This is a genomic window from candidate division WOR-3 bacterium (assembly GCA_026418155.1).
Taxonomy (GTDB): domain Bacteria; phylum Hydrothermota; class Tepidihabitantia; order Tepidihabitantales; family CAIPLT01; genus JAOABV01.
Window position 1 is genome coordinate 1 of sequence record JAOABV010000046.1, and the last position, 13,099, is coordinate 13,099.

Annotated in this window: 8 protein-coding genes; 1 reads left to right on the plus strand and 7 read right to left on the minus strand. The window is 36.0% G+C overall.

What is annotated here, in order from left to right; all coding sequences use genetic code 11:
- Positions 1–1,284: 1,284 nt before the first annotated feature.
- From N2201_05750 to N2201_05760, 3 genes are read right to left on the minus strand one after another with little or no spacing between them, the layout of a single operon-like run.
- Complete coding sequence (locus N2201_05750) at positions 1,285–3,597, minus strand: putative LPS assembly protein LptD (GenBank protein MCX7785712.1); 2,313 nt, start codon at positions 3,595–3,597, stop codon at positions 1,285–1,287.
- Entirely contained in the window at positions 3,594–4,361 is a 768-nt protein-coding gene (locus N2201_05755; protein ID MCX7785713.1) for an endonuclease III domain-containing protein, read from the minus strand. The genes N2201_05750 and N2201_05755 overlap by 4 nt, the downstream gene beginning before the upstream one ends.
- 22 nt (positions 4,362–4,383) lie before the next feature.
- Positions 4,384–6,471, minus strand: coding sequence for a PBP1A family penicillin-binding protein (locus N2201_05760; GenBank protein MCX7785714.1), 2,088 nt, complete (start codon positions 6,469–6,471; stop codon positions 4,384–4,386).
- A 303-nt stretch (positions 6,472–6,774) separates the two neighbouring features.
- Between N2201_05760 and queD the strand changes: the two genes are divergently transcribed.
- Positions 6,775–7,131 (plus strand): 6-carboxytetrahydropterin synthase QueD, encoded by a 357-nt coding sequence (gene queD, locus N2201_05765; GenBank protein ID MCX7785715.1) that lies wholly within the window; start codon positions 6,775–6,777, stop codon positions 7,129–7,131.
- Here queD and N2201_05770 read toward each other — a convergent pair whose 3' ends face one another.
- The 4 genes from N2201_05770 to N2201_05785 form a co-directional block, all read right to left on the minus strand.
- A complete protein-coding gene (locus N2201_05770; protein ID MCX7785716.1) occupies positions 7,132–7,974 on the minus strand; it encodes a deoxyribonuclease IV in 843 nt (280 codons plus the stop codon).
- A 44-nt stretch (positions 7,975–8,018) separates the two neighbouring features.
- Positions 8,019–8,813, minus strand: coding sequence for a DUF4412 domain-containing protein (locus tag N2201_05775; protein ID MCX7785717.1), 795 nt, complete (start codon positions 8,811–8,813; stop codon positions 8,019–8,021).
- 173 nt (positions 8,814–8,986) lie between these two features.
- The gene (locus N2201_05780; protein MCX7785718.1) at positions 8,987–11,515 is read right to left on the minus strand and encodes a PQQ-binding-like beta-propeller repeat protein; all 2,529 of its coding nucleotides are present in this window, start codon (positions 11,513–11,515) and stop codon (positions 8,987–8,989) included.
- Between the two features lie 121 nt (positions 11,516–11,636).
- Entirely contained in the window at positions 11,637–12,677 is a 1,041-nt protein-coding gene (locus N2201_05785) for a hypothetical protein (GenBank protein ID MCX7785719.1), read from the minus strand.
- Between the last annotated feature and the right edge of the window lie 422 nt (positions 12,678–13,099).

A 13,099-nucleotide genomic window follows, 5' to 3' on the forward strand; every position in this document is an offset into this window, starting at 1 on the left:
TGCTGATACAGCAATTGTTTTAAAACCCGCATATGGCCGAAGATTCTTTGATACAAAAATATTAGAGATAATCTGTAAACCCCGGGCATAAACACAAATTCACAAATTATAAAACCGGATAATTTATAAACAAATTCAACAAAAAACTCATAAGAAGTCATTTTAATTGGATGTCATCTATGTTTTGTGTACGCTACTAATTTCAACAAGTACCTATGGTGTCAGATTGTTTAGAGATATTGTTGTCAATGGTTGTGGAAATCTGGTAAATTAAAGATAAGCATATTCTTTTTACCGAGACATTGGCATTGTTTATGGAAATTCTGGGAAATTAAAGACAAGCATATTCTTTTACCTAGATATTGTCAATGTTTGTGGAAATTCTGTAAATTAAAGATAAGCCTATTCTTTACTGTCCGTTTTTTGATGCTTCATCCTGCTGGTTTTGTTAATAGACATTCCTAAAACCAATTCAATTATAATATCGTTTTAATCACAGGCTTCCCTGACATCCTCGGTAACCTAATAGGTAAGCCGGTCGGCAAGCCAGGGGGCAGGCCGGGGGGCATACCCCTCGGCAACCCGCCGGCATACCCATCTGACCGCTCAATCTACAGATATTCAGATTGTCTTTTAAGTGACCGAATGATTTAACTTCTGGATAATCAATAGGATAGCAGATAAAGTCGCCTAATCCTTTACCTTCTCGGTCAAACAGGCCGGTGGTTCATTTTGTTAGTGCCGGCATTTTTATTATACTCATTAAATCCATATTCCAATTTTCCACAATATCTTCAAACAGACCGATAGTTAGTTTGCTCGAGGCCTGCTGTTTCTATTATACCCATAAAATACCCTATTCACAATTTTGTAAAAAATTTGATTATTATTTCTAATGGGAGTAATCTTCTCCATTATCTATCGTTTTTTATAGCAAATTTAAAAGCAGTCAGAAAAGATTATTTATTATCTCGTTTAATTAGGATTTATTTTTGCTAACTAAAAGTTAGTTTGGGACTGAGGATTTAAGTTAAGACCTTCAATTAAAAGTAATTAAAATAACGAGACAGTAAGCTAAATATGATATTTATGATAAGGTGGGGAGAATAACATTAGTCAAATTGAATGGCGTATCGGATAGTGAAGCGAGTGCTATTCTGAAGAAAATTGATCAAAATTATAATGCTTATGATGAAGACCAAAAAGAAAAAAATTTTTTCAAAATTTATTGGTTTCTTTTTAATTTATTTCGGCGGTTCTATTTTATATTGGAAATTATCAATTTTATTGCACTGGTAGTATGAAGCCAAGCATTCCTTTGCCCAGAGATACTTCTGGTATTTTCTTTATTCGCACTTTGAAGTCATATGCCCATTTAGGTCCAAGTCGATTGATATTGATAATCGCTTCCCAACAATGTAAGTCTTTCCAAATTGAAATATTATAGTCAGTCAATTTTTTTTCTTTAAAGTTATATCCTGAGATAATATTAAAATGCCACGATTTGGGTATTAAGGAAAGAGTTATATTAAGCATATGAGAGAATGACTTAAGCGGAGAAAAACCATCACTGCTCGCAATGTAGAGATGCATCAGAGTAATTTTGATGCCGTATTCTTCATTCGTAATCGTATCAGTTTTAGTAAGTAGATAATTAAAAAAAGAGTTTATGGACAATTCTGATATTCGGACTTGGTTTAATGGTTTTAGTTGCCAAGGATAAATTAAGGTGAGAGATGACTGTAATTTAATATTCTCCTGATTAATCGGATAGACATCAGCATTAATAGCAAGTGGCGCTAAAGTTTTCGCCTTAAAATCATAGTTTGATTGGAATCCGATACTGGCTAAGTCCTGTTTGATGTATTCGCGTTGTCGGTGTTTAGTTTCTCTTGGTCTGATTATAGTATCAGCAGTTATTGTATCTTTTGTTAGCATAGTTATTGGTTTAGAAAATTTTCCTTGAAAATAGTTACTTAAACCAAATCCAAAACTCAAATTCTGAGGAGTTGTATCAGTGCGCGGAATGCCCCAAATACCATAATGTTTTGTCTGCGGTGTCAAATTGATTGCTATACTCGGTGAGACTTTGTGCAAAATATCTTTAACTCCTAAAAATCCTATTTTGAAAAGTCTAAACAAGGTTATATCCGAACTAATGTTAAAATCGTATACAACTTGAGGTATTGTCGTATCGGTATAGATGATGGTATGGTTATAACTGATACCCTCATTTATGTTGAGGGTGCTAAGAAAATTCTGGGCTGTGGAAAAACCCGTGCTTGCTCTAAACTCGCGAGCTGACGAAGTAGTGTTGGTTATGTTTTTAGAAATTTTATAACTGCTCGATATTGGTAAATCGAAAACACCGATTGGGGTTTTAGGATTCGCTAAAGTAACTCGACTATTTATTGAGCGAATAATATTTTTACGACGAATAGGATTAATGGCAGTAGAATCAAAAATCTTTTCAATATTAGCAAAGCCGATACCCGGGGTAATACTCCAATTAGCAATTAGCGGTACTCGATAGAAATTCATCGACCAGGCAGGTAATTTCCAATCAGTAATTGATTTTTCAAACTCTTTTCTTTGTTCTAATAAAAGATGAGTTCGGCCAATTTTGGCAAAATCACGATTAAGAGAAACTTGGGAATAAAGTTCTTTTTTTAACCATTGCACTTGATTTTCCGCATAATCGGGTAAATAAGTCTGGTCACTTTGATAATCAATATAAGCATCTAAATTAGAATTAAAGAAAAATTTAGAAGTATGTTTGGAATTAATACTATAACGATGGCGTTTAGCCTGTGATTCGTAAATATAAGAGAGCAAAAGTTGTCCACGGGCATAAGGATTCACGATATAAATACCTTCAAGTTTTGGCTGGAACCCTCTTTTTTCCATTGCATCTAATGCTAAAGTTATATCTGCATAATCATTAATTACCAAATAATAGGATAGCCCTTTGAGATAAATACCTTCGGTTTTGGACTGCCCAACCTTAAAAGGTAGAAGTCCTGATTTTCGTTCTTTGCCAATGGGAAAAAACCAGAATGGTGCGGCTAATATTGGGACTTGTCGAATTCTTAAGACAATTGGTTGAGTTATTGCCATATCATTAAGGAAAACTTTAAGTCGTTTGCCATAAAAATGATAATGCGGAGGATTTTTATCACAAGTCGTATAATAACCATCAGCAACTTGTAAGGTTTTTTCTTTGATTAGCCATAATTCCTGACCTTGAAAAAATCCATCAGCAACTGAAGTTTTGGCTCGTAACATTACACCCTTTTTAGATTTTAAGTTATAATGCAATTCGGTGCCGTCGATTTTATCCGTAGCAGTGGAAAATTTGACATTTTTATAAGCACTGAGGGTTTTTGTTTTTAGATTATATACAATTGAATCGGCTTTGACTTCAAGGTCAATATAGTTCACTTGGGCTGAGTCGAGTAGAATTATCCGTTCATCTTGAGGAAGATAGATAATATTCTTGCTTGAATAATTGACGATTTTGGTCGATTCGGCTTTTGCTATAGGACTAATTGTATCTAACTGATTAAAATTTATAATAATTATGAGATAGAAAATCATTTTCTTTTTGACTCAATTCGCATCTGAGAAAACAATTGCGATAAAGGGCAGTGAGAACAATTGGGTTTAGTTCGACAATAATCTTTTGCCAATTTAACAAGTAGAGCATGATATTCCTGATAGACGGTAATTGACTTTGGTAGATGCTTAATAAAGAATTCTTGTATCTTTGCATAGGATGTTTTATACTCAAAAAAATTGTGCCGAGAAAAGATTCTTCGAGTATAGGCATCAACCACAAAAATGGGTTTTCTTAAGGCATACAATAGAATCGAATCTGCGGTTTCTTCTCCGATACCAGGAATTTCTAGCAATTCTTGTCTTAAGATAGATAATTTTTGTTTCTTTAAATTTCTGATACTGCCTGCATATTTTTTAATGATAAAATCGAGTAAGGCTTTAAGCCGTTTTGCTTTGATTCGATAAAATCCAGAAGGTCTTATCAAATGATTTAGTTGCTTGTCAGAAACATTCCAGAGTCTTTTCGGTGTTAATAGATTATGTGCTTTAAGGTTGTTTATGGCTTTTTCCACATTACGCCAGGCAGTATTTTGTGTTAAGACTGCACCTACAATGACTTCAAAGTCTGATTCTGCAGGCCACCAGTTTTGGGGACCGTAATAATCAAAAAGTTTTTGGTAAATTGATAATACAGAAGGTTTTGAAGTTTGCTTCTTGGACTGATAATTCTGATGAAAAATTCGTGATTTGTTGATTATCAATATTATGTCAGTAAATTTAATTTCATTAGTTTTAATTTTCAATTTCCGAATTGCGTTGTCTCAACTAAAATCCTTCAGTTGCTTTGTAATCAGGCGCTTGAAATTCGTGAAGCGGTTCGCCTTTTTTATGATACAGACATTCATTTTTTTGTTCATGACCTGAAATAAAGACTTCGTTTCTGACTTTGGGACAACGGGATGTTGCCAGTAAGCCGGTTAAATCACAGACTGGCATTGTCGTGACACTATCTGGCATTGGAAAATCACTTCCCGAGATGATATTAGAAATTCCATTCATAAAATCAGCCCAGATTGGTGCTGCAACACCACCACCAGTGGCATTGTGGAATATGGTCTTTTTTTGGTCGTAACCGACCCAGATGCCACAAACACAATCCGGAGTATAACCAATAAACCAGGTGTCAGTATAATCGTCAGTAGTGCCGGTTTTTCCTGCTGCCGGATAGCTAAACCCGAGTTTTCGGATTGCATAGCCGGTTCCCTCATCAATCACACTTTTAAGCATGTTGGTAACAACATAAGCCACATTAGAATTGATTACTGGAGTAATCTCAATCGTATTTTCTTCAATAGTATGGCCATCAGCATCAGTTATTTTAAGAATGTAGATTGGTTTTGTTTTATATCCACCATCGGCTAAGACACAAAAGGCTGAAGTCATATCAATTAATGACACATCACACGAACCAAGTGCTAAAGAATAAACTGGTTGCAGTCGCGTATTTATACCCATTCGAGTAGCATATTGAACTACAACTTCAGGACTGATTTTACTTATTAGTCGTACCGCTACCACATTGCGGGATAATGCTAAGGCACGACGCAGGGTCATTTTGCCCATAAAGCGGTGGTCAAAGTTTACTGGAACATAAGGTTCAGGAACACCTGGGATTGTGATGGAAAATGGTTCGTCTAATTCTAAATCTGCTGGTGTAAAACCTTGGTCAATTGCTGCGGTATAGACAAAAGGTTTGAAGGCTGAACCAGCCTGGCGTTTTGCTTGTGTTGCCCGGTTAAAAGGACTTTGTCGAAAATCTCGACCGCCAACCATTGCTCGAATATAGCCGGTTTTAGGGTCAATTGCGACTAAAGCGCCTTGCAGATAATTGGGCTTTAAGAGCGTATCCTTTGTGACAAGTGAATCATAGCGCAATTTTTTATGAGGAAGATTGTAATCCTTTTCAATTCGTTCCAGATTAGTTAATAATGCTTGGTTTGCACTTTGTTGCATATCTAAATCCAAAGTGGTATATACAGTAGCGCCACTTTTATAAATGAAGTCATCGCCATAACGAGTCGATAAGTATTTTCTTATTTCCTCAACAAAATACGGTGCTTCATTTTTGAATCCGGTTTTGGGTAATACACCGAGTGGCGCAGATAGTGCTTTTTCTAATTGAGTTTGGGAAATTTTTTTGTTTTTGTAAAGCATTCTTAAAAAGAGATTTCGTCGTTTTAATGCGGCTGATGGATTTACATACGGAGAATAAAGATGAGGAGCTTTGGGCAAAGCAGCAATGAGGGCACATTCCGGTAAGGTAAGGTCTTTTACCGATTTGTTAAAATAGGTTTGGGCTGCGGCTTCAACACCGTAAACCCCATGTCCAAAATATACTTGATTTAAGTAAAGTTCTAAAATTTCATCTTTAGAGTAATTCCGTTCCAGTTCAAAGGCTAATAACGCTTCTTTTATTTTGCGACTAATAGTTTTTTCTTGAGTTAAAAACATATTGCGTGCCAATTGTTGAGTGATTGTGCTTGCACCTTGGGCAAATCGTAATGATTTTAGGTTACGAAGCGTTGCGCCAAAAAATCGAATTATATCGATGCCCCAGTGGGAATAAAATCTTTTATCTTCGACAATAATTAAAGCGTCTTTCAACATCTGAGGAATCTGGTTCAAAGGTACTGGGGTTCTTCTCTGCTGAAAAAATTCGCAGATTAATCTTCCTTTACAATCAAGTAATTTAGTTGAAGCCGGTGGTTGATAATTTTTGATTTCTTCAGGAGAAGGTAATCCGGTTCGCAAACGGAAAATTCCCGCGAAAATTATTCCACAAATAAAAGACAAAAGAATAATAATTAATAAAAAGATATTTCGAACTTTTTTTCTAAATTTAGTTGATTTCATATGGCAATTATAATTTTATAAATAATAAATGTCAACGATTGTTAAGAACAGAAGGCATCAAGAATTTTGTGTAAATTCTTTTTTCTTCCATTAGGTATGTTCCCCTTTTTATTACTGTCCATCGAAGGATATACTTTATTTTTAACATACCAATCCTAAATTTACACAAAATATTATACATTACCTAAGAGGACAGATTAGACTCTGCTAATATTTAAGTAAAACTATGGAAAAAAAGATTGATTATGAAATTTCCTGATTTTTTAGCCTTGACTTTTCCTAAGTGTTTTGTTTTACTTATTTATGCCTTGGACAATTATTGTTAAACAAAGATTTAGTGCTGCACACTATCTTAAAGACTATAGTGGGAAATGTGAGGAATTACACGGTCACAACTATTTAATTGTTGTTCATATTACGAGTTCAAAAATACCAAAATCTGGGATGCTTTATGATTTTAGAGAAATTAAGGAGTATTTAAAAACAATCCTGCCGGACCACAAATGTTTAAATGATATCTATAAGTTTAATCCGACCACAGAAAATTTAGCAAAACACTTTTATGATAAGATTAAGAAGAAATATCCGGTTACCAAAGTAGAAATTTGGGAAGATGAGAATCAAGGCAGTTCTTATGTGCCGGGCATTCACAAAAAATAATCAACCTTTGACTAGCGCGGTTATTACTTTCATATTTTTTAAGTCTTCTTTGTCGTTAGTCCTGGGAGTTTCCATAATTCCAGGTAGATGTTTCAGTAAAGGATGATTAACAATATTTTTAAATCCGTCTAAACCAATTTTACCTTCACCAATATGCCAATGCCGGTCGATTCTTGAACCCAAATCAGTTTTAGAATCGTTGAGATGAAGGAGATATAATCTTTTTAAGCCGATAAGTTCATCAAATTCTCTTAAGGTTTTATCTAAACCTGATTTAGTATGAATTGGATAACCAGCTTCAAAGATATGGGCAGTATCTATCACAACGCCCAATCGGTTTTTATCGTCAAGATTATCCAAGATTGTTTTTATCTGAATAAAGTTATAACCGATTTCTGAACCCATACCTGAGGTGTTTTCTAAAAGTAGGATTATAGAATTTTTGACTTTGTTGAGTGCTTGATTGATGCCATCACACACTCTTTTTAAGGCCTCAGTTTCTGAAGATGACATTCGACTGCCAATATGCATAATTAGGAATTGCGCAGATAAAGTTTCGGTTCGTTCTAATTCAGTGATAAGTGAACTAAGGGATTTTTTGAATAATTCTTTATCTGGCGTGGCTAAATTAGGTAAATAGGGCATATGAACATAGATTGGACTGAGGTTGGCTTCAGCAATTTTCTGTTGGAATTCTTTTATATCATCTTTATCTAAAGGCGGATACTCCCAACCGCGAGGATTTCGGGAAAATAGTTGAATTGTTTGACAATGTTTTTTTAAGGCACGGTCAACAACTTTACGAAAACCGCCCGCAATTGAGATATGAAACCCAAATCGCATTTACTTGTAATTCAGGTTAGTGAAAGCCAAATCAAAAGATTGTCTTATTCTCCTTTTTCTTTGTCGTTAAGTTTTTCTTTTTTATATCCTTTGGGTGGCTCAAATAGTGAAGGTGACAGTTCTTCTTGTCGAATCTCTTTAATTTCGTAGGAACTGAGGAGTTTACCTTTTTCCTGCTCGACAATTTTTATTGGAACACCCCAATACATATTATCTCTCTTCTCGGTTTCCACCGGCTGGAATTTAAATGCAAAATCTTTAGCGATTTGTTCAAAAAATACTTTCATTTTATCAAATACTTTAATATTTTCTAATTTTAGACCGATTTTTTCCCAATCAGTGGACCAGAGTTCTATGACCTTTTGGTCATTAATAGAACCAACATATTTATCGCAAAGCCATTGATTAACTTTTTCGCCACCGGAAACTTTTTTGAAAACTATGTTGGTCTTTTCTGCAGTTTGTTTTTTCATCATCTCTTCCATCTTTTTTCGCTGGTCTGATGGTAGATTTTTTAGGGCTTGCTCAATAGCACTGGTGGCATCTTTCATCATTTCTTGCATCTTTGCCAAATCTTCTTTGGTTAATTCTGTATAAGATTTTTTCTTATTATCAATTATCCAAAAGATTTCTTTGTCGCCGCGAAAGATTGTTGCGATATCTAATTTCTCTGCCTTTGCATCTATCCGAATACATTCTTTACTAAGATATGTGGTTTGAATCAAAGGCTTTTCTTTTGGTTTGGTTAAATCTTGCATCTGAGCGGTCATTACAATATCTGCATAGATTAAATTTATAATTGTAATAAGACAGATAAGGCTGGTTTTTATTAATTTCATTTTTCCTCCAACAAATATAAAATATCTATACTATAAATCTAAAATCGTTAATTGTCAACTACGGATGGCTAAATTTACAAGTATTATCCAAGATTTTTAAACTGATAAATGATTTTTGTTTTATAAAAAATCCCCGGGTTTTTTAGACCCGGGGATTGTAGAAATATTCAATTCTATGGTAAGGGAGCATTAGCGCGGCCGGTATTTCTGATGTCGTGGCGGAATTTAGGCCAAGGTGAGGTTGTTGATAAACCAGGTACCATTCCTTTAATGGCAAAAACTCCACCGCCATTAGATGAAGCAACATAGATTGTGCCATCAGGACCGATTGTGGGAGAAGGTTGGAAGACATCAAATTTTGACTGCTTGGTATGTCGGAAAGAAGATTTCTTGGCTGAAGCAAGTGTGACTTGCCAGAGGATATTACCGGATTGACTGACGCCAAAAACTTTGTCTTCATTAGTATAAACAATGATTGTACCATTTGAAGCAATCGCCGGAGTAGAAGAAATGTCTTCATCACTTAATTGAACTGGAAACCCAGAAACTGCTGTGCCTGTAGGAGTAACTCCATAAAGTTTACCATCATCGCATCCGAAATAAATATTATTATCGGTTCCAACTACTGGTGAAGAACGAATACCGTCACCTGCTTGATAAGGAGAAGGCCAAAGTGGAGTTCCAGTTGAGGTGCTTAAAGCATATAGATAACCGTCTTCAGTGCCAACATACACCCGGTCAGAGACAATTGTTGGAGATGACTGAACGCTGATGCCAATTCGGCGTCGCCATTGAAGTTGGCCATTGGAATTTAGTTTTGTGACATAACCAGAATCATCACCAAAGTAAACAAAACCTTGCGCATCAATTGCCGGCGAAGATGCAATTTCTAATTTTGCGTAGTATCTTTTAATGGTATCTGAACTTGAACCATTATCACGAAGCACATATAAGAAGCAGTCATCACAACCGACAAATATTCTACCATCTGCACCAATCGCGGCAGATGAGCCATACTCATTAAAAGTTAGACCATCATACGAACTATCTGGATAGCGCCAACGCGTCGTACCACTAGTGGAAACACAATAGAGTTCACCTTCTTCACTACCACAATAAATCTTTCCTAAACTTTGGTTAACTGCTGGTGTCGCGTTGATTGATACTTCTTCATAATTGGGATATCCAGCAGAAACAGTTGCTTCTCGCCAGGCTTGGGTGCCGTCTTCAGGTTTAATTGCATAAAAGAAACCATCTTGAGCACCAATAAATATCCGCCAACGATTAGAAGCATCTAAGCCTAATGCTGGTGAACTGGTAAAAGGATATTCATCAGGAATTTGAAATTCCCAGCCAACAACAATGGCTATAAATGGTGGTGTGGTATCAGACAATGCACCTAATTTATTTCGGGCAATTGCTCTAATTATATAAGTATCCGGTCGTGTCGTAGGAACTGGAAAATTAATCGAATCTCTGAATATGGAACCAGTGTATTTCCGAGGAAGCCAGGACCTTAGGGTATATGTTGTCGCATTGGGTTTGCGATACATAAATCTTACTTGCACACTTTCTGTAACCGCATCAAAGGCTCTTGTGGTAAAAGGTATATAACGATAAGGTGATACACTGCGAGCAAAAGTCGCAAATGGCGACGGACCAGGCCCAATTATTGTGTCAATTGTTGGACGAATCGCACCCTGAGTAATAACTACTAATTGCACTGGCGGTGCAGTATCCGAATAATTATTTCGGCTATCTTTGGCAACTGCTCGGATAATATATGTGTCAGTTGAGGTAGTGGTAAAAGTTATTGTGTCTTCAAATGTTGAGCCAGATGGTAAATAACTCCGCCAACTTCTTGATGTCCAGGTTGTAATATTTTTCTTGCGATGCATAAATCGGACTTGCACGGAATCTGAACTATAAGCCATAACAGAAAAATAGACATATGCTCCAGAAATAATAACTTCATCACTTGCGGTAATTGTTGAAATGCTCGGACCCTGAGTATATAACTTTACTGCTTTAGATGTATCAGATTCTTTTCCTTTGGTATCAATAGCAATGGCTCGAACAATATAGGTATCTGGTGTATTAAAGGTAATAGTAGTTGTAAATGTTGCTGGTGATGGTGCTGGTCCTTGTCGTATTAAAGTATCGTAGGATGTAGCGGTTTTCTTTTTATACATAAATTTAACATAAACAGAGTCAGTTGTATCTCGGGCAGTAGTCGAGAATCTTATGGGATAACCTGCCATAAAAGAATCAGGTGGGGTTAAAGTAATAACTGAATCAACAGTTGGTTTGTAATTGACTTGGACAGTAACACTAAGCGGGTCAGATTCAGGAGAAGTAGCACCTTTGATATCTTGAGCAATAACCTTAATCGTTTTCAGACCTGGAGATTGAAAAGCGTAGCCAGTCTGATATTCTTCTTCTGATGCAACATAATCTGAAGTGTCAACATAGCCTTCACCCCAGTTAAAAATAAATCGCACTTCATTTTTATCTGGGTCTTTGGCTTTAGCCGTATAAATCTCCATCTTACCATCATATGTGGAACTTGGTCCAGTAAGTGTCGGCTTTTCTGGAGCCCGATTCTTCTTTTTACAACTAATCGGCAAAACAATCAAAGCAATTGCACAGAAAATCAATAACAGGAAGATTGGGTATATTGTTGATTTTTTCTTTAGTATCATTTTACCTCCGTTATTCAATTTGTTATCTTAAATCACAAAAATACAAAAAAAACGAAAGTTAGAAGAGATTTTAAGATTTCGGCTTTCATACTTTCGTGCTTTTGGGATTGAATTATGCATCTTATCTTAAAACAACCGGTCCGTGGAAATTACCGGTTGCTGGAATTCGACAACTACCACCGCGGCCATCTTCACAATAAAAATGGTATGTGTGATAATTGCCGAGATAATGTTGGGTCTTAAAAGTATAAACACCATTATACGGTTTACCTTGTTTCAGTTTTAACGGATAAGATTCGCCATTAATTACAATTTGGATTAAAGAAGGCGCATCAAAATCCTCATCAAGATAAGTTACATAATAAGTAAAAGTTTCAGGTTTGTAACCGATAATCGGGTCAAGTTTAACATCAAATAATCGTGGTGGTGAATTGTAAGTTTCAGTAACTTCAGGCCCACGAATAAAACCTTGTTCCGGCAAAGAGATACAATTGTTTAAGTTATCAATCGCGCGAAAATAATAGGCATGTTTTCCTGCAGGCAGATTTAAGGTTGCGATATAAGTGCCATTTGAAGGTGTGCCTTTATGGAGACGCATCGGATACTTGATACAATCAACATAGACTGCAACTTCTTTCGGTGGATTACAATTGGGGTCATAGTAGTTCACAGTATAAGTGTAATATGTTTTATCAGTCCCTGATTTTTGATACACACCACCTTTAGTTAAACGGGTTCGTTCAAAAAGCGGTTTGGTCACGCCAACTAAGGGTCCTTTTTTTGCACTATATCTTGGAAAACGGGCAGATTTACCATATTCATCTTCTGCATAAAAATAATATAAATGTTCGCCCGGGGGTAAAGTCAGTTTGCATTGATAAATTCCATCATTAGATTTACCGCTTTTTCTTTTCAAAGGATAACTTATATCGTCAACATAGACTTCAATTCGCGATGGTTTTTTACCATCTGGGTCATAATAACGAACCGAAGCAAGATAAACATTACGAGCCGTGCCTGATTGCGGTTCAATGGTGCCATCAAAAAGACAGGGGCGAGTATTCAACTTTGTTGCATCCGAAATTGTCGGTTGAGCCTTAACTAAGACAAAACTAACCGATAAACACAAAAATAGCACAAGCACAACATAAGGCTTTCTCATGTTGCCTCCAAGAGCAAATTTGCCATAACGAATAAAGTATAATCTTCAATTTTAATGTTGTCAAGTAAAAGTTTTTGAGAACTTTAAAAAGATTTAATGTGAAGTAGTGCTGTAGGCATTAGCGACTGAAGATACAGAAAAATAAGAGTTGATACGGAAAAGCGATATTTAGGATTCAACATCTTAATTTTCTGCTGTATTGGGTTCAGAATGGCAGGGTGATATATTGTCTTGCGGAATTTGGTTCAGAATGAATGCGAGGGTTACTTCATCTGTCATGTTGAGCGGTAGCGAAACATCTCAACTGCCGGTCTTTCGGCATTCTATGTTGAGGTGTAAAATTCAATATTCCTCGGCATTTGAGATTCTTCGCTACGCTCAGAATGACAAAAGAGCCAGGCTGTCATTCTGAAGCCCGATAC